21 protein-coding genes are annotated in these 20,125 nt (G+C 67.5%); 11 read left to right on the top strand and 10 right to left on the bottom strand.

The window, feature by feature from the left end; all coding sequences use genetic code 11:
- Positions 1-35: 35 nt before the first annotated feature.
- Together sigM and ACWDUD_RS17465 are read left to right on the top strand one after the other, a co-directional pair.
- A complete protein-coding gene (gene sigM, locus ACWDUD_RS17470) occupies positions 36-617 on the top strand; it encodes an RNA polymerase sigma factor SigM (protein ID WP_450110110.1) in 582 nt (193 codons plus the stop codon).
- 55 nt (positions 618-672) lie between these two features.
- Entirely contained in the window at positions 673-1,368 is a 696-nt protein-coding gene (locus ACWDUD_RS17465) for a hypothetical protein (protein WP_450110109.1), read from the top strand.
- Positions 1,369-1,377: 9 nt separating this feature from the next.
- Here ACWDUD_RS17465 and ACWDUD_RS17460 read toward each other — a convergent pair whose 3' ends face one another.
- The gene (locus ACWDUD_RS17460; RefSeq protein ID WP_450110108.1) at positions 1,378-1,932 is read right to left on the bottom strand and encodes a TetR family transcriptional regulator; all 555 of its coding nucleotides are present in this window, start codon (positions 1,930-1,932) and stop codon (positions 1,378-1,380) included.
- 97 nt (positions 1,933-2,029) lie between these two features.
- On the opposite strand from ACWDUD_RS17460, the gene ACWDUD_RS17455 reads away from it, so the two are divergent.
- The 4 genes from ACWDUD_RS17455 (at position 2,030) to ACWDUD_RS17440 (ending at position 6,196) form a co-directional block, all read left to right on the top strand.
- The gene (locus tag ACWDUD_RS17455) at positions 2,030-3,229 is read left to right on the top strand and encodes an NADH:flavin oxidoreductase (protein ID WP_197256369.1); all 1,200 of its coding nucleotides are present in this window, start codon (positions 2,030-2,032) and stop codon (positions 3,227-3,229) included.
- Between the two features lie 262 nt (positions 3,230-3,491).
- Positions 3,492-4,460: a thioredoxin-disulfide reductase gene (gene trxB, locus ACWDUD_RS17450; RefSeq protein WP_450110107.1), complete on the top strand. Its 969-nt coding sequence runs from the start codon at positions 3,492-3,494 to the stop codon at positions 4,458-4,460.
- Between the two features lie 86 nt (positions 4,461-4,546).
- Complete coding sequence (gene trxA / locus ACWDUD_RS17445; RefSeq protein ID WP_197256365.1) at positions 4,547-4,870, top strand: thioredoxin; 324 nt, start codon at positions 4,547-4,549, stop codon at positions 4,868-4,870.
- 150 nt (positions 4,871-5,020) lie between these two features.
- Complete coding sequence (locus tag ACWDUD_RS17440) at positions 5,021-6,196, top strand: N-acetylmuramoyl-L-alanine amidase (protein ID WP_450110106.1); 1,176 nt, start codon at positions 5,021-5,023, stop codon at positions 6,194-6,196.
- 82 nt (positions 6,197-6,278) lie between these two features.
- On the opposite strand, the gene ACWDUD_RS17435 is transcribed toward ACWDUD_RS17440, so the two are convergent.
- The 9 genes from ACWDUD_RS17435 to rpmH all read right to left on the bottom strand — a co-directional run bounded on the left by ACWDUD_RS17435 (position 6,279) and on the right by rpmH (position 13,164).
- A complete protein-coding gene (locus ACWDUD_RS17435) occupies positions 6,279-6,974 on the bottom strand; it encodes a GNAT family N-acetyltransferase (RefSeq protein ID WP_450110105.1) in 696 nt (231 codons plus the stop codon).
- A gap of 57 nt (positions 6,975-7,031) precedes the next feature.
- A complete protein-coding gene (locus ACWDUD_RS17430) occupies positions 7,032-8,183 on the bottom strand; it encodes a ParB/RepB/Spo0J family partition protein (RefSeq protein ID WP_450110104.1) in 1,152 nt (383 codons plus the stop codon).
- The gene (locus ACWDUD_RS17425; protein WP_248674542.1) at positions 8,180-9,151 is read right to left on the bottom strand and encodes a ParA family protein; all 972 of its coding nucleotides are present in this window, start codon (positions 9,149-9,151) and stop codon (positions 8,180-8,182) included. The genes ACWDUD_RS17430 and ACWDUD_RS17425 overlap by 4 nt, the downstream gene beginning before the upstream one ends.
- Positions 9,152-9,830: 679 nt before the next feature.
- A complete protein-coding gene (gene rsmG, locus ACWDUD_RS17420) occupies positions 9,831-10,511 on the bottom strand; it encodes a 16S rRNA (guanine(527)-N(7))-methyltransferase RsmG (RefSeq protein WP_450110103.1) in 681 nt (226 codons plus the stop codon).
- 112 nt (positions 10,512-10,623) lie between these two features.
- Positions 10,624-11,172, bottom strand: coding sequence for a Jag family protein (locus ACWDUD_RS17415; protein WP_248674546.1), 549 nt, complete (start codon positions 11,170-11,172; stop codon positions 10,624-10,626).
- 22 nt (positions 11,173-11,194) lie between these two features.
- Positions 11,195-12,280 carry a membrane protein insertase YidC gene (gene yidC, locus ACWDUD_RS17410; RefSeq protein ID WP_450110102.1) on the bottom strand — a complete coding sequence of 362 codons (1,086 nt, stop codon included), beginning with the start codon at positions 12,278-12,280 and terminating at the stop codon, positions 11,195-11,197.
- A gap of 57 nt (positions 12,281-12,337) precedes the next feature.
- A complete protein-coding gene (gene yidD, locus ACWDUD_RS17405; RefSeq protein WP_248674550.1) occupies positions 12,338-12,625 on the bottom strand; it encodes a membrane protein insertion efficiency factor YidD in 288 nt (95 codons plus the stop codon).
- Positions 12,622-12,999 carry a ribonuclease P protein component gene (rnpA, locus tag ACWDUD_RS17400; RefSeq protein ID WP_197257101.1) on the bottom strand — a complete coding sequence of 126 codons (378 nt, stop codon included), beginning with the start codon at positions 12,997-12,999 and terminating at the stop codon, positions 12,622-12,624. Before rnpA ends, yidD begins: the two co-directional genes overlap by 4 nt.
- 21 nt (positions 13,000-13,020) lie before the next feature.
- Positions 13,021-13,164, bottom strand: a complete 144-nt coding sequence (rpmH, locus tag ACWDUD_RS17395; protein ID WP_006550910.1) for a 50S ribosomal protein L34 — start codon at positions 13,162-13,164, stop codon at positions 13,021-13,023.
- A 622-nt stretch (positions 13,165-13,786) separates the two neighbouring features.
- Here rpmH and dnaA point away from each other — a divergent pair.
- From dnaA to ACWDUD_RS17370, 5 genes are all read left to right on the top strand, one after another.
- Positions 13,787-15,391 (top strand): chromosomal replication initiator protein DnaA, encoded by a 1,605-nt coding sequence (gene dnaA / locus ACWDUD_RS17390; RefSeq protein WP_450110101.1) that lies wholly within the window; start codon positions 13,787-13,789, stop codon positions 15,389-15,391.
- Positions 15,392-15,960: 569 nt separating this feature from the next.
- Positions 15,961-17,145, top strand: a complete 1,185-nt coding sequence (dnaN, locus tag ACWDUD_RS17385; protein WP_197257103.1) for a DNA polymerase III subunit beta — start codon at positions 15,961-15,963, stop codon at positions 17,143-17,145.
- Between the two features lie 25 nt (positions 17,146-17,170).
- Positions 17,171-18,388 carry a DNA replication/repair protein RecF gene (gene recF / locus ACWDUD_RS17380; RefSeq protein ID WP_450110100.1) on the top strand — a complete coding sequence of 406 codons (1,218 nt, stop codon included), beginning with the start codon at positions 17,171-17,173 and terminating at the stop codon, positions 18,386-18,388.
- A complete protein-coding gene (locus ACWDUD_RS17375; protein WP_197257105.1) occupies positions 18,385-18,951 on the top strand; it encodes a DUF721 family protein in 567 nt (188 codons plus the stop codon). Before recF ends, ACWDUD_RS17375 begins: the two co-directional genes overlap by 4 nt.
- Before the next feature lie 143 nt (positions 18,952-19,094).
- On the top strand, positions 19,095-19,985 hold the full coding sequence (locus tag ACWDUD_RS17370; protein ID WP_450110099.1) for an alpha/beta fold hydrolase: 891 nt from the start codon (positions 19,095-19,097) through the stop codon (positions 19,983-19,985).
- Positions 19,986-20,125 lie beyond the last annotated feature (140 nt).

Here is a 20,125-nt window from a genome sequence, read left to right as displayed (position 1 = left end):
GCAGATTCCGCGGGCGGATCGGATACCATCCGCGCGTGCGAATTTTCGGGGGGATCGCAAAAATCGCCGTGTCCGATGCCGAGTTACTGGCAGCGCATGCGGCCGGGGACGACCAGGCGTTCGCAACACTGCTGCGCCGACACTACGACCATCTGTGGAAAGTCGCCCGGCGAACGAGTTATTCGCCGGAGGACGCGGCGGATGCACTGCAGGAGGCGCTGTTGTCGGCGCACCGCACCGCCTCGTCGTTCCGGGCGGACGCGGCGGTCCGGAGCTGGCTGCACACGATCGTCGTGAATGCGTGTCTCGATCGGATCCGCCGGAACCGGGCCCGGCCCACGGTTCCTCTCTATCTCGAGGACGGGGACGAACCGAGAACCGAACGCAACCACATCGCCGAGGTCGAGACCGCACTCGATGTGGAGGCCGCTCTCGAGGCTCTTCCCGACGATCAGCGGGTCGCGGTGGTCACGGTCGACATCGAGGGGTACTCGATTCGGGAGGCGGCCCGGCGCCTCGGTGTCCCGGAGGGCACCGTGAAGAGCCGCTGCGCACGCGGACGCTACAAATTGGCAGTACTTCTGGGCGATCTGCAGGACCCGGGGAACCGAACCTGAGTCCGGACCGTCTAATTGTCTCGAGAGGGCACCGAACCGCCGAGGAGGACTTCGCATGAACGAGGGCGAACTGCTGCGTCCGCCGTACCCTGCGGACCTGCTCGCCGACCTTCACGCAGGCGCGCTCGACGATGAGGTTGCCGAGCGTCTGTGGCCGCTGGTGCGCGAGGACTCCGACGCCATGGCCGTTCTCGACGCCCTCGACGCCGTGCAGGAGCGCCTGCGCGGGCTCGCGGATCCGGATGCGCCCGGCGAGCCGATGCCGGCCGAGGTGGCGATGCGACTCGACGACGCGGTCCTCGGTGCCGTCCGGGCCCACCGGCGCCGTCGTCGCATGTTCGCGGGTGCGGTGGTCGGTGCTGCCGCGGCCGTCGTCGCGGTGGTCGCGGTCGTGGTCGTCGGGGGAGTGGGTTTCCCGGGCCCGGATTCCTCGACCGAGGGACCGGTCACGCCGATCGCCGAGGGCCCGGACGACGCCGCGGCGCTCGAACCGGACACCCTGCGCAGCCTGGTCGGTTCCACCGATCTCGGGCCGCTGTCCGACGATCGCGCGCTCGCCGATTGCCTGGCCGCGAACGGCATCGACCCCGCGGGGCCGGTGCTCGGGTCCAGGACGATCGAGTACGGCGACCGGGACGCGGTCGTGCTGCTGGTGCCGGGCGAGGTCCCGCCGCAGCTCACCGCTGTGGTCGTCGGAACAGGTTGCGACGCAACACATCCCGAAACTCTGTACGTGACCTCGATCGGGTGAGGTCGGGGATCAGCGATCCGCCACGGGCAGCAGCAGTTCCAGGATCCGGGCCCGCAGCGCGGGCGTATCGTCCTCCGCGGCGATGAGGCTGCTGAACAACGCGGAGCCCGCGGCCATCACGAGAACGGCGAGCGCATCGAGCGGGTCCCGGTCGGTACCGTCGGAGAACAACGCGGTGCTCGGGCCACTGAAGGTGCGCCACAACGTATTCCGCAGATCTTCGTGGTCGCGGAGTGCGGTGAGCAGTCCGGGGAGCGCGGCCCGCACGTCCGGGCGGGAGAACAGTTCGGCGCTGCCGGTGACCACCCATTCGATCCATCCGCGCCGATCGATGCCGTCGTACGGTTCGAGATCCGGCGCGGAACCGAGCAGTGCGTCGAGCACGAGATGTTCCTTGCTCGACCAGCGGCGGGTCAGGGCGGCGCGGCCGACGCCGGCGCGGGCGGCGATGCCCCGCATGCTCAGACGTTCCCAGCCGACCTCGACCAGCATTTCTCGGGTCACGGCCAGTACTTCGGCGTCGATTCGGGGTTCGCGGGGGCGTCCGGGTGCGGCCAGCGACATACAGGTTGTATCTTTCCGTATGCGATGTGATCCAGACCATCGCGCAGGGCTATAGTTGAACGGCAATTACGATACCACTGGCATCGAAAGTAGGGCCATGTCTCCGTCGCGACCCCAAGTGTTCGAACCGGCTCGACTCGGACCACTCACGCTCCGCAACCGCATCGTCAAAGCGGCCACCTTCGAAGGGGTCATGCCGCTCGGCGCGATCACCGACGAACTCGTCGAATTCCACGCCGAGGTGGCTCGCGGTGGCACGGCGCTGACCACCGTCGCCTACTGCTCGGTCTCCCCGGGAGGTCGCGTCCATCGCGACACCGTCGTCCTCGACCGCGAAAGCATCCCCGGACTGCGCCGCCTCACCGACGCCGTGCACGCCGAAGGTGGCCTCGCCTCCGCCCAGGTCGGCCACGCGGGTCTCGTCGCCAACCAGATCTCCAACGGCACCAAATCGCTCGCCCCGTCCACCCGCATCAGCGCGCCCGGAATGGGCCTGGTCCGCGGGGCCTCCCTCGAACAGCTCGACCGTGTCGTCGAGGACTACGAGAACGCCGCCCGCAACGCCGTCGAGGCCGGCTTCGACGCCGTCGAAGTGCACCTCGGGCACAACTATCTGCTCAGCTCGTTCATGAGCCCCAACCTCAACAAGCGCACCGACCGTTACGGGGGATCCCTCGAGAAGCGCAGCGCGTACCCGCGCCGCGTGCTCGAAGCCGTGCGCAAGGCCGTCGGGGACAAGGTCGCGGTCATCGCGAAGTTCAACATGACCGACGGCGTCCCCCAGGGCCTGTGGCTCGACGAGTCGCTGCCCATCGCCAAGATGATCGAAGCCGACGGCCACATCGACGCGATGGAACTGACCGGCGGCAGCTCGCTGCTCAACGGCATGTACTTCTTCCGCGGCGAGGTCCCGCTGAAGGAGTTCGTGGCCTCGCAGCCGAAGATCGTGGGCTGGGGTCTCAAGTTCTACGGTCCCAAGATCTTCCCGACCTACCCCTTCGAGGAAGGCTTCTTCCTGAAGGAAGCGCGCCAGTTCCGCTCCGAACTGAAACTGCCGATCATCCTGCTCGGCGGCATCAACCGGCTCGACACCATCGAGAACGCCCTCGAGGAGGGATTCGACTTCGTCGCGATGGGCCGGGCACTGCTGCGCGACCCCGACGTCGTCAACAAGTTCCGGGACAAGAAGGCCGACGAAGGTCTGTGCATCCACTGCAACAAGTGCATGCCGACCATCTACTCCGGCACCCACTGCGTGATCCGCGAAGCGCTCCGCGAGGCACCCCAGACGGTCTGATCCGCTCCCGCGACACCGCTGCCACCGCCCGCCTGCGGACGGTGGCAGCGGTGTCACTGCACGGTGGCAGCGGTGTCTCTGCACAGTGGGGGAGGGGAGTGGTTCCGCCCCGGCAGCGGACGACGAACGGGCCCGAACGGACAGAGTGTGGTGTGACGCACGGCGCGGGCGGAACAACACCCTTTACCCTGGTGTTGTTTCTTTCGTTGCTGCACACCGACGCGCATCGCACCACCAGTCACAGACGAACCGGAAGGCCCGAATGACCACTCCGCCCACGATTCACGACCTCATCATCGTCGGTTCGGGACCGGCCGGATATACGGCCGCGGTGTACGCAGCCCGCGCCGAACTCGCGCCCCTCGTCTTCGAAGGCACCCAGTTCGGTGGCTCCCTCATGACCACGACCGAGGTCGAGAACTTCCCCGGTTTCAAGGACGGCATCATGGGCCCCGAGCTCATGGAGCAGATGCGTGAGCAGGCGCTGCGCTTCGGCGCCGACATCCGCACCGAGGACGTCGACGAACTGGACGTCACGGGTCCGATCAAGACGGTCGTCGCGAACGGTGAGACCTACCAGGCCCGCGCGATCATCCTGGCGATGGGCGCGGAGCCGCGCTACCTCGGCGTCCCGGGCGAGGAGCGGCTGCTCGGCCGCGGCGTCAGTGCGTGCGCAACCTGCGACGGCTTCTTCTTCCGCGACCAGGACATCGCCGTGGTCGGCGGCGGGGACTCCGCCATGGAGGAGGCCACCTTCCTCACCCGCTTCGCGCGCAGCGTCACGCTGATCCACCGCCGCGACGAGTTCCGCGCATCGAAGATCATGCTCGAGCGTGCCCGCGCCAACGAGAAGATCCGCTTCGTCACCAACGCGCAGGTCGTCGAGGTGCAGGGAGAGAACAGCGTCACCAACCTCGTCCTCGAGGACACCGTGACCGGCGAGCGCAGCGACCTGGCCGTCACGGGCCTGTTCGTCGCGGTCGGACACGACCCGCGCAGCTCCCTCGTCGCCGGTCAGGTCGACCGCGACGCCGCCGGCTACGTGCTCGTGCAGTCGCCGACCACGGCCACGTCCGTCCCGGGCGTGTTCGCCGCCGGCGACCTGGTCGACCGCACCTACCGGCAGGCCATCACCGCGGCCGGCACCGGCTGCTCCGCGTCCATCGACGCCGAGCGCTGGCTCGCCGAGCATGCGGCCGCCGACCTGTCCGCAGCCTCGGCAGAGGCCTGAGCGACAGCCTCGGCAGAGGCCTGAGCGACAGCCTCGGCAGAGGCCTGACACCCCCGCTTCGCCCATCCGAATTTCTAGGAGACATCGTGGCCAACACCATCACCATCACCGATTCCTCGTTCGTCGAGGACGTTCTGCAGTCCGAGAAGCCGGTCCTCGTCGATTTCTGGGCCACCTGGTGCGGCCCGTGCAAGATGGTCGCCCCGGTCCTCGAGGAGATCGCCGGTGAGCACAGCGACAAGCTGACCGTCGCGAAGCTCGACATCGACGCGAACCCCACCTCGGCCCAGGACTACAAGGTGATGTCGATTCCCACGATGATCCTGTTCTCGGGTGGCAAGCCGGTGAAGACGATCGTCGGCGCCAAGGGCAAGGCTGCGCTTCTGCGCGACCTGGGTGACGTTCTGTAGTAGCGTCCCACCGATCGACGCCCGGCGAAGGACACGACACCTTCGCCACGGATGCGCCCGGATTTCTCCTGTTCCGGGCGCATCTGCGACAATCGAGCGATGCGGCCTGCCCTGCGGGCACCATCAGGTCAGCACGGAAAGGCCCGAGACATGCACCGACTGCGTCACGGCGACCACGGCCCCGCTGTCGCCGAGATCCGCAGCACTCTTGCCGGTTTGGGCTTCCTCCACGACGCCACCGCTTCGCGGGACTGGGTCGGCTCCGACGTCGTCTTCGACCGTGAACTCGACGGTGCCGTGCGCGCCTTCCAGCAGCAGCGGGGGCTGCTCGTCGACGGGATTGTCGGCCCCGCGACCTACCGGTCGCTGAAGGAGGCGTCGTACCGGCTCGGCGCCCGCACACTGATCTACCAACTGTCGGCTCCGCTGTACGGGGACGACGTCGCCGCGCTGCAGACCCGCCTGCAGGACCTCGGGTTCTACGTGGACCGGGTGGACGGCTACTTCGGGCCCCGCACCCACGAAGCGCTCAGTTCCTTCCAGCGGGAGATCGGCCTCGCCTCGGACGGCATCTGTGGTCCGGAGACACTGCGCGCGCTGGAACTGCTCGGCACCCGCGTCTCCGGTGGTTCACCGCACGCGATCAGCGAAGAGGAAATCGTCCGCCGCTCCGGCCCACAACTCAGCGGCAAGCGGATCGTGATCGATCCCGGTCTCGGCGGCAAGGATCACGGCGTGATCGTGCGCAGCCGCCACGGTGTGATCTCCGAGGCGGACATCCTGTGGGACCTCGCCCGCCGGCTGGAAGGGCGGATGGCCGCCACCGGCATGGAGACGTTCCTGTCGCGGCCGTACCACGCGAACCCGACGGACATCGAACGCGCCGGCACCTCGAATGCGTTCGGCGCGGACCTGATGATCTCGCTGCGGTGCGATTCGAGCCCCAACCCGGCGGCGCGCGGCATCGCCAGCTTCCATTACGGCAACGCGCACGGCTCGGAGTCGATGATCGGTCAGGTCCTCACCGGCTACATCCAGCGTGAGATCGTCGCCCGCACCTCGCTGCAGGACTGCCGCAGCCACGGCCGCACGTGGGACCTGCTGCGACTGACCAACATGCCCACGGTGCAGATCGACCTCGGTTACCTCACCAGCCCGCAGGACGCGGCGCTGCTTTCGGATCCGCGATCGCGCGACGTCATCGCCGAGGCGATCCTCATCGCCGTCAAGCGTCTGTATCTGCTCGGACAGGACGACCAGCCGACGGGCACCTACACGTTCGCCGAGTTGCTCGCCGAGGAATTGTCGATCACCGAGACCCGCTGAGCGCGGTCCACCCCGAACACGAAACACCCCGCCGGCCTCGGGCCGGCGGGGTGTTTGTTTCACGTGAAACAGTGCGTTCGCGTCAGCGCGCTCCGACCGGGGTGCGGGACCCGTCGAGTTCCGCGATGGTGATCGACGCGGCCTCGATCAGCCGGTCGAGCGCGGCCTCGACCTCTTCCTTCCACCCGTGATCCCGATTCAGTTCGAGGCGAAGCCGGGGGAAGCGCGGGTGCGGGGCAACCACCTCGAAGCCCATGTCCTCCAGAAAATCGGCGGGGATCATGCACTCGAGGGGGGAGCAGTCGAGTGCCGCCGTCGCCGTCGGCACCCCGCTGTTCTGCTCGGCATCCTCGGTGGCCCGGATCCCGAACGCTTCCAGGGCGCGCACATTGCGCCGGACCAGATCGTCGACGACCGCGCGGATCAGTTGACTGCCCAGATCCAGGTCGTCGGCGTACGGCTCGATCCGCATGCTCGTCAGCAGGATCGCGTCGGCGCTGACCGGCGAGGTCGGGAACAGCTGCGCGCGCGGAACCATGTTGGGCGGAGCATAGAACGCGCAGCCGGCCGGCTTGTCGTCGACCGTCGCGAGCTGCGCGCACGAACCCCACTGCAGCATGACCATCGACAGCCACGCTTCCTTTTCGAACTCCGGATCGCAGAAATCGCGCGCACCGCGGACCGCCCCCGGATCCATCTCCCAGAACACACAGCGCCGCGCGTGCGCCGGCAACTGGTCGATTCCACTCAGCGTGAGTGATGTGACTCGAGTCGACACCGGTCTACTTCGCCTCCACGTCCGTATTCTCGACTGTCGTCCTGCATGGGCGGCCCGTCAAGAAGGATCGACCTGGGACTCCATCATCGTCACGATGCGCTGCAGATCGTCGACCGATCCGAACTCGACGACGATCTTGCCTTTGCGCTTGCCGAGGCTCACGGTGACGCGGGTGTCGAAGGAGTTCGACAGCCGCTCCGCGACATCCTGCAGACCGGGCATCTGGATCGGCTTGCGACGCTGCGGCGCGGCGGTGGGACCGTCACCACGGTTCGCGAGCATCACCGCCTCCTCGGTGGCACGCACCGACATGCCCTCCGCGACGATGCGGGCCGCCAGGGCCTCCTGAGCGTCGGCACCGGCCTCCAGAGACAACAGCGCCCGCGCGTGCCCGGCGGACAGGACTCCGGCGGCGACCCGGCGCTGCACCGCGACCGGAAGCTTGAGGAGACGGATCATGTTGGTCACGACGGGCCGCGACCGTCCGATGCGCGACGCCAGTTCCTCGTGGGTCACCTCGAACTCTTCGAGCAGCTGCTGATACGCGGCGGCTTCCTCGAGCGGGTTGAGCTGGACGCGGTGGATGTTCTCGAGAAGAGCGTCGCGCAGCAGCGCGTCGTCGTCGGTGTCGCGGACGATGGCCGGGACCGTTTCCAGGCCGACCTCCTGGCAGGCCCGCCAGCGGCGCTCGCCCATGACGAGCTGGAAGCGGTCGCCCTCCGTGCGGCGGACCACGATGGGCTGCATGAGCCCGAATTCGCGGATCGAGTGGACCAGCTCGGCGAGGGCCTCCTCGTCGAACACCTGACGCGGCTGCTTCGGGTTGGCCTCGATCCGGTCGATCGGCACCTCGACGTACACCGCTCCGGTGGGGGAGGGGAGGGGCTGCTCCGTCGAAGCAGTCGCCGGGGACGCAGCGTGTGTGGTTCCGTCGCCGATGATCACGTCGGCGGCGGCGGATCCGAGGCCGCTCGACGGGATCGTCATGCCGGACACACCGCTCGCCTTACGCGCCGCGGCGGTCTTGCCTGTGGTGTTGTTCTTGCTCGGCGCGTTCCCGGCGGGAGCCGGCGCAGAGGGAGCGGGTGCCGTCGGTGCCGTCGCGGTCCCGGCAGGAGCCGGCGCGGGTACCGGGGGTGCTTCGACCGGCCCGGTCGGGATGAGCGCCGCCAGACCCCGTCCGAGACCTCCCTTGCGTGTCGCGCTCATTCGTTCCCCTGATTCTTGTCGTGACCTCGCGCCGCCAGTTCGCGCCCGGCGTCGAGATAGCTCATCGCACCGCGCGAACCTGGATCGTAGTCGAGCACGGTCATTCCGTACCCGGGAGCTTCGGAAACCTTCACGCTGCGGGGAATGACGGACCTCAGGACCGCGTCCCCGAAGTGGGCTCGCACCTCGGCCGCGACCTGATCCGCGAGCTTGGTGCGACCGTCGTACATGGTCAGCAGCACGGTCGAGACGTGCAGTTCCGGGTTGAGATGCGACTGGACGAGTTCGATGTTGCGCAGCAACTGACCGACGCCCTCGAGGGCGTAGTACTCGCACTGGATGGGGATGAGCACTTCCTTCGCCGCGACGAGCGCGTTGACGGTCAGCAGACCCAGCGACGGCGGGCAGTCGATGATGATGTAGTCGTAGTCGCGATCACCGAGAGCAGCGGCGGTCAGCGCGTTCTTCAGCCGGTTCTCGCGGGCGACCATCGACACCAGTTCGATCTCCGCACCGGCCAGATCGATGGTCGCGGGAATGCAGAACAGCCTCTCGCTGTGCGGGCTCTGCTGGACCGCCTCGGACGCCTTCACCTCACCGAGCAGCACCTCGTAGCTCGACGCGACCCCCGAGTAGTGGGGGACACCGAGCGCGGTGCTGGCGTTGCCCTGCGGATCGAGATCGACGACGAGCACCGTCAGCCCCTGGACCGCGAGCGCGGCGGCAAGGTTCACGGTCGACGTGGTCTTGCCGACGCCGCCCTTCTGATTCGCGACGGTGAAGATCCGTCGTTCGGTCGGCTTCGGCAGAGAGTCTGCGGCGCTCGGGTGGAGGACCTGGCTCGCGCGATGGGCTGCGGCCCCGATCGGAGTGTCCGCCGCGGAGATTCCGTCGAACGGCACCGGGAAGAATTCGTCGTCGATAGCTTCGGTTTCACGTGAAACAGCAGACTCGGATCCACCCGACATTGAACGCTCCTTTATCGTCGACCCGCACCCGGGACGGTCGGCGTTGACGTGGTTGAGGCGCGAGATTGCACATCTCGATGCGACGCCCGAGGTCCGTCGAACCACCGCCGTCGCATTGGTCCCCTCTTTTCGTTCAGTATTCCATCCCGCATTCTAGGGCCACACGGTGACACTGCCGACTTTTCTGTTTCACGTGAAACATGGCGGGGCCGCGCCCGTGTTTCACGTGAAACACGACACTCCGAGAGCTGTCGCCGAGGTGCCCGTCACCGCTCCACCGCGGGCGGATAGGACGATCCATCGAAAGCCTCTTTGCAGGAACAACTTTCGACAGATATCTAGCCAAATCTATTGGCTTTCAAAGATTTCGGTATACAAACATGGCGATCCGGAGTTGCAGCACCCGAAAGTGGCGTCACAGTGACGAAATGAAATCGACCTCCCGGTACCACCGCGCACGCGACCGTTTTCGCCTCATTCGGCGTTCCGAAGTCGTCCCGAAAGATCTCGAGAGAATTACTCGAGCTCGAGATGCTCGAGGGACTCGAGGTTTTCTCGTATGTGTCGAACCTCGAGTTCGGTAGCAACACGAACCACAGGAATTCGGTGGCACGAAAAGACCCCTCCGCCACCCGGTGGGGTAGGGGAGGGGTCGATGTTTCACGTGGAACGTGCGCGTCTATTTCTTCTTGCGCCGCCGCGGCTGGCGTGCCATCCGTTCGGCCTTCACCACGATGGTGGGTGTCTCCAGCAATCCGACGCCACACTCGAGCACCTCGAGATGGCCGGCACCGAGTCGTTCGAGTTCGTCCCGGTCGCGTTCGATTTCCTCGGCAGCGGAGCTTCCCTTGAGGGCGAGCATCCGGCCACCCACCCGAATCAGGGGCAGCGACCACTTGGCAAGCTTCGCGAGGGGGGCAACCGCACGGGACGTGACGACGTCCGCGCCACCCGCCTCCTGCAGAACCCCGGGCTGTTCGGCGCGCCCGCGCACGACCAGAACGTTCTCGAGTCCGTGTGTTTCGACGAACTCCGCGAGGTAGACGGAGCGACGCAGCAGCGGTTCCACGAGCGTGATGTGCAGATCCGGACGCGCGATTGCAAGCGGAATGCCGGGGAGTCCGGCACCGCTGCCGACATCGACGACGCTCTCGTCCTTCTCGATGAGCTCACCGAGCACCGCGCAGTTGAGCAGGTGCCGGTCCCACAACCGCGGGACTTCACGGGGTCCGATGAGACCCCGTTCGACGCCGTCGGTCGACAAGGACCGGTGGTATTCCTGGGCGAGAGCGAACCGCTCGCCGAATACCTGATGCGCGACCTCGAGGACGCGTTCCTCGTCATGTTCCACGTGAAACATCCTCTCCCTACCGCCCATTGCCCCGGAACACCGGGGTCACACACGAACGGAGGGGCCCGACGTGACCGTCGGTGCCCCTCCGCTGTCGATTCTCACCGAATGCCTGTGGCGCTCAGTCCTTGATGACGACGACGCGACGCTGCGGCTCGGCGCCTTCGCTCTCGCTGGACACACCGGGGATCTTGGCCACGGCGTCGTGCACGATCTTGCGTTCGAACGGTGTCATCGGTGCGAGCGACTCGCGCTCACCGGTCTCGAGGACGCGCTTCGCGGCGGCCGTGCCGAGCTCGGTCAGCTCCGCACGCTTGCCCGCACGCCAACCGGCGATGTCGAGCATCAGCTTGCTGCGTTCACCGGTGGCCTGCTGCACCGCCAGCCGGGTCAGTTCCTGCAGCGCGTCGAGCACCTCGCCCTGCCGGCCGACGAGCTTCGTCAGGTCGGCGCCGCCGTCGATGCTCACGACCGCGCGATCGCCCTCGACATCGAGGTCGATGTCACCGTCGAAGTCGAGCACGTCGAGAAGCTGTTCGAGGTAGTCGCCGGCGATTTCGCCTTCCTCGACCAGGTAGTCGTCGTCCTCGGTGTCGAGGTCCGCGTCGAGCTTCGCGGAATCGGCCGTCACGTCGATGTCCTCCTGTGCCTTGTCCAGGTCACTGGCCATGGTTCGCCCTCTTCTACTTCGGTCAGCGCCGCTTGCGCTTGGAGTTCTTGGAGCCGCCCTGCTTCTTCGCCGTCGTGGACCCGGATCCGCCCGCGGGCTTCTCCGGTTCGTCGCTCACAGGCTTCTCGAGAGACAGTTCGTTCTCGTCGCTTCCAGGATTGTCGGCGATGGCGGGGTTCGCGCCCTTCTTCTTCGCACGATCCGGCCGAGCGCCCGGCTTCGGCGCGTTCTCGTTGCGACGCGCGACCACAGCCGCCTTCTTCTCGGCTTCCTCCTGGTCGATCTTGCGGAAGACGAGGTGCTGCTGGCAGTAGGTCCAGATGTTGTTGCTCACCCAGTAGATGAGGATGGCGATCGGCAGGAACGGGCCACCGACGAGCACACCGAGCGGGAAGACGTACAGCGCCAGCTTGTTCATGATCGCGGCCTGCGGGTTCGCAGCGGCCTGGGCGCTCTGCCGCGCAACCGACGCGCGGGAGTTGAAATGCGTGGCGATACCGGCGATGACCATGAGCGGAATCGCGACCGCGGCGATCTGCCAACGGGTGGGGATACCACCGAACGGTGCGAATGCTTCGAGCGAGGCCATCGGCTGGGTGATCCACGCCGAGATGGGGGCGCCGAACAGGCGGGCGCTCAGGAAGGACTGCACGTCCTCCGGGCTGAACGCGTAGTTACCGATCTGCGCATTGGTTACCGGGTCCAGACCGAGCTGTCCCATGCCGGTGCCCGTGCGGTTGAACGACCGCAGCACGTGGAACAGGCCGATGAACACCGGCACCTGCAGCAGAACCGGCAGGCAGCCCATCAGCGGGTTGAAGCCGTGCTCCTTCTGGAGCTTCTGCATCTCGAGCGCCTGCCGCTGGCGATCGTTGGCGTACTTCTTCTGCAGCGCCTTGATCTGCGGTTGCAGTTCCTGCATCTGCCGCGTCGTGCGGACCTGCTTGACGAACGGCTTGTACAGGATCGCCCGCAGCGTGAACACGAGGAACGCCACGGACAGCGCCCATGCGACACCGCTGTCCGGACCGAGGAAGGGGATGGCACCGAAAACTTTGTGCCAGACCCACAGGATCCAGGACACGGGATAGTAGATGAAGTCGAGCACGGCTCTGTGTACTCCTCTGGTCGTCCATGATCGCCACCCACGGCGTCGGTCTCAGGTCTACGCTCGCCCGTCCAGAACTCGGCCGGGGGAGCGGGGCCGACGTTCGGGCACCGGATCCCACCCACCAGGGTGCCAGGGCGCACACTTGAGCAGTCGCACGATCGCCAGACAAGATCCGACGACGACCCCTCGCGTGCGCAACGCCTCGACGGCGTATTCGCTGCACGTGGGAGTGAATCTGCAGGTCGGCATCCGTGTCGGCGACACGTACGTGCGGTACAGCTCGATGCAGAAGATCAGTGCCCGGGCCGGCGCCGAGCGGATCTTCGACCAGGCGGCAGTCATGCCGACTGCCCCGAGTCCGCGAACAGGCCGAGCTTGGTGAGACCGGAGCGAACCTGACGCTCGAGATCGCGGGAGGTCGCGGTGGCCGCACCGGGCAGAGCACGAAGGACGATGTCGGCGTCGGACGGAACGTCGTTGACGATGCCGGCACAGATATGACGAAGCCGGCGGGCGACTCGATGTCGAATCACCGCCGGCCCGACAGCCTTGCTCACGACCAGCCCGAAACGCGGGCCGTCGCTGTTCACCACGAACTCGGACCGATCCCTCTCGATCGCATGTACGACGAGATCGCGCCGACCTTGCCGGCGCCCGTGGCGGACTGTCTCGGAGAAGTCCGCGCGACGGCGCAGGCGGTGCGGCTCAGGCAGCACCCCGAGCTCCCGTTACCGGGATCAGGCGGTGAGGGAGGCGCGGCCCTTGCGGCGACGCGCCGACACGATCGCGCGACCCGCACGGGTGCGCATCCGGAGACGGAAGCCGTGAACGCGCGCGCGGCGGCGATTGTTCGGCTGGAACGTCCGCTTGCCCTTGGCCACGGTCGACACTCCTCGAAGTTCTGTGACGCCCGCAGGCGTCAGCGGTCTAACATTTTCGGAAATCGCATGACCCGTACCGAACGCGGCTGTGCAGCGACGCAGCACGGATCCGTCACTGCCGTATGAGTGACTGTTCGAGGCTACTCGGAGCGGGGTGCGAAATCAAACCGCGCCACCTCGGCGGACGCAACCCGACACGCCGCCTGCCTGCGGTTCCCCATGTCACGCAATGCATGTGACGACGGTCACCTGCGGTGTAGGCTCCCCTCATGGCTTCGCAGGGGACGAAGGTTCACGCGCACCACCGACTGTTGTCGCTGCCGGGTCACCGGCGATGTGTGCTGCCGTGCCACCGGCGATGTGCCCGCCCGCCGGTTTCGTGCCTCACTCGAGAACGACCCTGACCGAAGCGGTAAGCCGCGGTCCCACGGGGTGCATCGACAGGGGTGCCTCGACCCCGCCGCCGATCGGGCGTCCCCCGGACCCGCCGGTTCACTCGAACAGATCGTTCACCAGCGCCCTGCGACCTCCGCGACCCGCAGCAGGGCGTGACACGATGCTTGTCCACACCTGTGGATAATTGTGTGGAAACTCGAACCCAGGAACTGTGGAGGACAGCTACGTGACCGACGAGCCGAACGCGCTGGCCGATGTGTGGTCGGACGTCGTCGCCGAACTCACCGCCGACGGCGGTGCGCTGACCAAAGGCCAGAAAGCATGGCTTGCGCTGGTCAAACCGCTGACCCTCGCACAGGGATTCGCTCTGCTCTCGGTCCCGTCGTCGTTCGCGCAGGAGGCCATCGAGCGGGATCTGCGCGAGCCGATCCTGCGCTCGCTCAACCGTAATCTGGGCCATCGTGTGGAAGGCCTCGGAGTGCGGATCGAAGCGACCGAGGAGACCGGCGACCCCGGCGAGGACCCGTACGCGGTCCCGCGCGACACCCTGCCCCTGGAGGGGCTGCCGCTCGATGCCCGGCCGGCCGAGCCCCGCACCCGCAAGCCCAGCCCACGCGACATGGCTCAGCCCTTCCGGCACTGTCGTCTGTCGTCCCTCGACCACGAGGTGCTCGAGGTGGAGGCCGGCGAACTCGAGGAGGTCGACGACGATCGGGAGGCCATCACCGCCGTCCGCGAGTCGTGGCCGTCGTATTTCACCCAGCCGCCCGCCCCGAGCGCACCGACGCCGTCGGGCGGTAGCAGCAGCCTCAACGCCAAGTACACCTTCGACACGTTCGTCATCGGCGCGTCGAACCGGTTCGCCCACGCCGCGGCGGTCGCGATCGCGGAGGCACCCGCCCGCGCCTACAACCCCCTGTTCATCTGGGGTGCGTCGGGCCTGGGGAAGACCCACCTGCTGCACGCCGCCGGCCACTACGCGCAGCGGCTGTTCCCGGGCATGCGGGTCAAGTACGTCTCCACCGAAGAGTTCACGAACGACTTCATCAACAGCCTTCGTGACGACCGCAAGGTGGCATTCAAGAAGCGCTACCGCGAGACCGACATTCTGCTGGTCGACGACATCCAGTTCATCGAGGGCAAGGAAGGTATCCAGGAGGAGTTCTTCCACACCTTCAACACCCTCCACAACGCGAACAAGCAGATCGTCGTGTCCTCGGACCGTCCGCCGAAGCAGCTCGCGACCCTCGAGGAGCGGCTGCGCACGCGGTTCGAATGGGGCCTGATCACCGACGTGCAGCCGCCGGAACTCGAGACCCGCATCGCGATTCTCAGCAAGAAGGCCCGGATGGACCGGCTGGATGTCCCGCACGACGTACTCGAGCTGATCGCCAGCCGGATCGAACGCAACATCCGGGAACTCGAGGGTGCCCTCATCCGTGTGACGGCGTTCGCGTCGCTGAACCGGCAGCCGCTGGATCTCACCCTCGCCGAGGTCGTGTTGCGCGATCTCATCCCGGACTCGACGGCTCTCGAGATCAACTCGGCCACGATCATGGCCGTGACCGCGGAGTACTTCGGTACGTCGATCGACGACCTGTGCGGCCCCGGCAAGGCACGGCCACTGGCACAGGCACGGCAGATCGCCATGTATCTGTGCCGGGAGCTGACGGACCTGTCGTTGCCCAAGATCGGGCAGACGTTCGGCCGCGACCACACGACAGTCATGTACGCGGACAAGAAGATTCGCAAGGAGATGACCGAGCGGCGCAAGGTCTACGACCAGGTGCAGGAGCTCACGGCACGCATCAAGCAGCGGTCCAAGCGCTGAAGGAGACACTCACATCGAACGGGTCCGGACTCTCGAGTCCGGGCCCGTTTTCGTTCGTCCACAGTCCGTGCACAGGCTCTGCACACCTGTGAGGTATCCCGAATCTCGAGATCGGAAAACATCCTCACACCTGTGGACTAGCATGTGCAGAACGTGGAATCTCTGTGGACGAACGGTGCACCGATCGTGGATAGTCTCGAGATGTTCACATTCATCCTCGAGTAGTCCTCGAGTTCATCCTCGAGTCATCCACCCCGTCGGACCGCGCGTCACCAGCGTAGACGGTCGTTACTCCACAGATTCCACACCCCCTATTACTGCTTTTGAGTTTCTTTCAAGAAAAACTCTTTGAAAACAGGGGGTGTGGAGCACTCGAGTCCACAGGCCTCTCGAGAGCGCCGACTCGCTCGAGCCCTCGGCTTTCCAAGCCGCAGTCGAAGGCATACCGTGGAGCGACGTCCCCGATGCCACCTTTCGGTGTCGGGGCCCTGTGTCAGACTTCTAAGGACTTGGCAGCCCCCCGACGTGCACTGGAGCACGTCAGCTCGGACGAGAGGATCCACCGGCAGATGGAGCTTGGAACCATGAAGTTTCGTGTTGCTCGCGAGGACTTCGCCGACTCTGTCGCTTGGGTGGCTCGCAGCCTCCCGTCGCGTCCTCCGGTCCCGGTCCTCGGCGGGGTACTGCTCGCGGCCGACGAGCAGGGCCTGACCGTCTCCGGTTTCGACTACGAGGTCTCCGCGCAGGTGCACGTCTCGGCCGAGGTGATCACGCCCGGTCAGGTGCTGGTGTCCGGCAAGCTGCTCGCGGACATCACCCGCGCGCTGCCGAACAAGCCCGTCGACGTCGTGCTCGACGGCACCCGCGTGCTCATCAACTGCGGCAGCGCGAAGTTCTCGCTGCCGACGATGCCCGTCGAGGACTACCCGCAGCTGCCGGAGCTGCCGCAGCAGACCGGGTCGCTGCCCGTCGACGTGTTCTCCGAAGCGATCAGTCAGGTCGCGGTCGCGGCCGGCAAGGACGACACGCTGCCGATGCTCACCGGCATCCGCGTCGAGATCGACGGCACCGACATGGTCCTCGCGGCCACGGACCGGTTCCGTCTCGCGGTGCGCAAGGTCGAGTGGATGCCCACCGCGGAATCCACCAGCTCGGCGGTGCTGGTTCCCGCCAAGACTCTCTCCGAGGCGGCAAAAACCGTTGGTGGTTCCGGTAATTCGCCCGTCCAGCTCGCGCTGGGCAGCGGATCCGCGGTCGGTGCGGACGGGCTCCTGGGCATCGTCGCCGACGGCCGCCGCACCACCACGCGCCTGCTCGACGCCGAATTCCCCAAGTTCCGTCAGCTGCTGCCGACCGAGCACACCGCGATGGCGACCGTCGAGATCGCGCCGCTCGTCGACGCGATCAAGCGTGTCGCGCTGGTCGCCGAGCGCGGTGCCCAGGTGCGACTCGAGTTCGCCGACGGTGGCCTGCTGCTGTCGGCCGGTGGCGACGACGCCGGCCGGGCCGAGGAATCGCTGCCGGCCGAGTTCTACGGCGAGCCGCTCGTGATCGCGTTCAACCCCGGCTACCTGCTCGACGGGCTCGGTTCGCTGCACACCGAGAAGGTCTCGTTCGGCTTCACCACGTCGAGCCGTCCGGCGGTGCTGCGCCCGGCTCTCGACGAGGAGCCGGAGCCGGACGCGTCGGGCACCTTCGCCGCGCCGGAGAGCGACTACACGTACCTGCTGATGCCCGTGCGTCTGCCGGGCTGACCGGCACGGACGAGGTGAGCGGCCCGTGTACGTTCGCACCTTCTCACTGCGCGACTTCCGGTCCTGGGACGCCGTCTCGGTGAACCTGGTTCCGGGGCCGACGGTGCTGCTCGGGCGCAACGGCCACGGCAAGACCAACATGCTCGAGGCGCTGGGTTACCTCTCGACCCTGACCTCGCATCGCGTGTCCGGCGATGCGCCGCTGCTCCGCGCCGGCACGTCACGGGCGCTGGTGAGCGCACACGTCGTCAACGCCGGCCGCGAACTGGCCCTGGACGTCGAGATCAACGACGGCAAGAGCAACCGCGCCCGGATCAACCAGTCGCCGACGCGGCGGCCCCGGGAGATCCTCGGAATCCTCCGGACCGTGCTGTTCGCCCCGGAGGACCTGTCGCTGGTCCGCGGCGATCCCGGCGATCGCCGGCGCTTCCTCGACGAACTACTCACAACCCGTACCCCCAGGCTGGGGGGCGTTCGTGCCGACTACGACAAGGTGCTGCGGCAGCGGTCGGCGCTGTTGAAGACCGCCGGCGGTGCCCTGCGCCGGGGTGCCCGCTCGGCGGACGGTGCCGGGGCCCTGGCGACGCTGGACGTGTGGGACGGGCACCTGGCGTCGCACGGTGCCGAACTACTTGCGGCGCGTATCGCGCTGCTGCACGATCTGGCGCCGCACGTGGTCGCCGCGTACCGCTCGATCGCCCCGGAGTCGCGACCGGCGCTGCTGCGCTATCGCAGCAGTCTCGGCGACGCCCTTCCCCCGGAGTTCGCGGACCCGGCGCGCCGCCCCGAACCCGGGGACCGCGCGACGATCGAGGCGGCGTTCGTCGCGGCGCTGGCCGCCGCCCGGACCCGGGAGATCGAGCGGGGCGTCTGCCTGGTGGGTCCGCACCGCGACGAACTCGAGTTGGTGCTGGGTGATCAGCCGGCGAAAGGCTATGCCAGCCATGGGGAATCGTGGTCGTATGCGCTGGCGTTGCGGCTCGGTGCGTTCGAGTTGCTGCGGTCCGACGGCACCGATCCGGTGCTCATGCTCGACGACGTGTTCGCGGAGCTGGACCGGCGGCGGCGTACCGCGCTCGCGGCGGTCGCGGCGTCGGCCGAGCAGGTGCTGATCACCGCGGCGGTCCCGGAGGACGTGCCGTCCGAGCTTGCGGGGACCCGGTTCTCGGTGCGCGCCGAGGACACCGAGCGGGGCCGGTTGTCGGTGCTGACCCGAACCGAGGTCGAGGAGGTGCGGCCGTGAACGACGAGAACGGAAGCGTTTCTCCACATCATCCACAGGATGATCCACAGGAACCGTTGCGGGGCATCGATCTTGCGCGTCGTGCTCTCGAGGAGGCTCGAGCGGCCGCCAAGGCCAGCGGCAAGTCCGTCGGGCAGGGGCGTGCGTCGCGGGGACCGGTGCGGCCGCGTCGTCGTCGGCGTGGATGGTCCGGGCCCGGCCCCGACGAGCGCGATCCGCAGCCGTTCGGTGCGCTCGTGAACGCCCTGGCGAAGCAGCGCGGATGGTCCGGCCACGTGTCGGAGGGCACGGTGCTGGGCAGCTGGGCGCGTGTGGTGGGCGACGACATCGCCGCGCACGCATCCCCGACGACGTTGCGCGAGGGCGTGCTGCACGTGTCCGCGGAGTCGACGGCGTGGGCGACGCAGCTGCGGATGATGCAGGCGCAGATCCTCGCGAAGATCGCCGCGGCGGTCGGGCACGGGGTGGTCAAGGAACTGCGGATCACCGGTCCGACGGCGCCGAGCTGGCGCAAGGGCGAGCGGCACATCCGCGGTCGCGGACCGCGCGACACGTACGGCTGAGCCGCAACCGTAGATTTATCTATAACCGAGTGTTACGTTAAATTCGCCCAGGCCGGAAAGGGTCTCGCACGGCCATCGGCGGATCGCTGGAAACTGTTGTTGTTCAACGGTTTTCGTCGCTTCCTGTCACTCGGGAGGTTTCTGTGTCCACACTCACCGTCACCCGCGACTCGATCCGTCTCGAGGTCGTCGTCGAGGGGAATCCGCACGGCCCGACGCTCGTGCTCGTGCACGGCTGGCCCGACACGCACGCGCTGTGGGACCGCGTCGTGCCGCTGCTCACCGACGAATTCCGCGTCGTGCGCTACGACAACCGCGGTGCCGGAGCCTCGAGTATTCCGCCGCGGGTGCGGGACTACCGGCTCAGGGAACTGGTCCGGGATCTGAACGCGGTCGTCGACGCGGTCGGCGGGGGACCGGTGCACCTGCTCGGCCACGACTGGGGTGCGGTGGTGTGCTGGGAGGCGGTGTGGGAGCCCGGCGCGGCCGGCCGCATCGCCTCCTACACCTCGGTGTCCGGACCGAACCTGGACCATCTGGGGTTGTGGATGCGCAGGAGCCTGCGCTCGGGCCGATTCGCCGGCCCGCTCGCCCAGGCCGTCGCGTCCGCGTACACGCTGGCGTTCCAGCTCCCCGGGGTGCCGGTCCCCGTCCTGCGGTGGGTGCTCGCCCCGAACTGGGCGCGTTTCGTCGGCCTGTTCGACCGCGCCGATCCGTCCGTCGTGTCGCCGGCGCCCACCCTCGCCGACGACATGGTGCACGGCCTGAAGCTCTACCGCGCCAACATCCGGCGTCGGCTGGACTCGCCGCGGGAGCGCGTCACCGACGTGCCCGTTCAGCTCGTGCTGGCCGGCCGCGACCGGGCGGTGCGGCCCGTGGGATACGAGGACACCGAACGGTGGGTGCCGAACCTGCACCGGGAACGGCTCGATGCGGGACACTGGTCGCCGCGGACCCACCCCGGCGAGCTGGCCCGCCTGACCGGGAACTTCGTCCGGCAGACGGCCGAGCGGGAGTCTCCGCGGCAAATTTGATGCGACGGGCCGCGTGATCGCCGCTGCGTGGCAATGAGCGGGGCGGTAAGCCCGTCCTGTGTCGTCCCCGGCGCTTGTCGTCGCTGCAAGTAGGATGGGTGGACATGCGTGGCGCGAACGCGCGCGAGGCCGAGGCGGAG

Source organism: Rhodococcus sp. NPDC003382 (assembly GCF_053589135.1).
This window is presented reverse-complemented; position numbering and strand designations above follow the sequence as displayed.

Coding starts and splice junctions, on each gene's coding strand:
- ACWDUD_RS17465 (WP_450110109.1), top strand. CDS start 673: ATGAACGAGGGCGAACTGCTGCGTCCGCCGTACCCTGCGGACCTGCTC.
- ACWDUD_RS17460 (WP_450110108.1), bottom strand. CDS start 1,932: ATGTCGCTGGCCGCACCCGGACGCCCCCGCGAACCCCGAATCGACGCC.
- ACWDUD_RS17455 (WP_197256369.1), top strand. CDS start 2,030: ATGTCTCCGTCGCGACCCCAAGTGTTCGAACCGGCTCGACTCGGACCA.
- trxB (WP_450110107.1), top strand. CDS start 3,492: ATGACCACTCCGCCCACGATTCACGACCTCATCATCGTCGGTTCGGGA.
- ACWDUD_RS17440 (WP_450110106.1), top strand. CDS start 5,021: ATGCACCGACTGCGTCACGGCGACCACGGCCCCGCTGTCGCCGAGATC.
- ACWDUD_RS17430 (WP_450110104.1), bottom strand. CDS start 8,183: ATGAGCGCGACACGCAAGGGAGGTCTCGGACGGGGTCTGGCGGCGCTC.
- ACWDUD_RS17425 (WP_248674542.1), bottom strand. CDS start 9,151: ATGTCGGGTGGATCCGAGTCTGCTGTTTCACGTGAAACCGAAGCTATC.
- rsmG (WP_450110103.1), bottom strand. CDS start 10,511: ATGTTTCACGTGGAACATGACGAGGAACGCGTCCTCGAGGTCGCGCAT.
- ACWDUD_RS17415 (WP_248674546.1), bottom strand. CDS start 11,172: ATGGCCAGTGACCTGGACAAGGCACAGGAGGACATCGACGTGACGGCC.
- yidD (WP_248674550.1), bottom strand. CDS start 12,625: ATGACTGCCGCCTGGTCGAAGATCCGCTCGGCGCCGGCCCGGGCACTG.
- dnaN (WP_197257103.1), top strand. CDS start 15,961: ATGGAGCTTGGAACCATGAAGTTTCGTGTTGCTCGCGAGGACTTCGCC.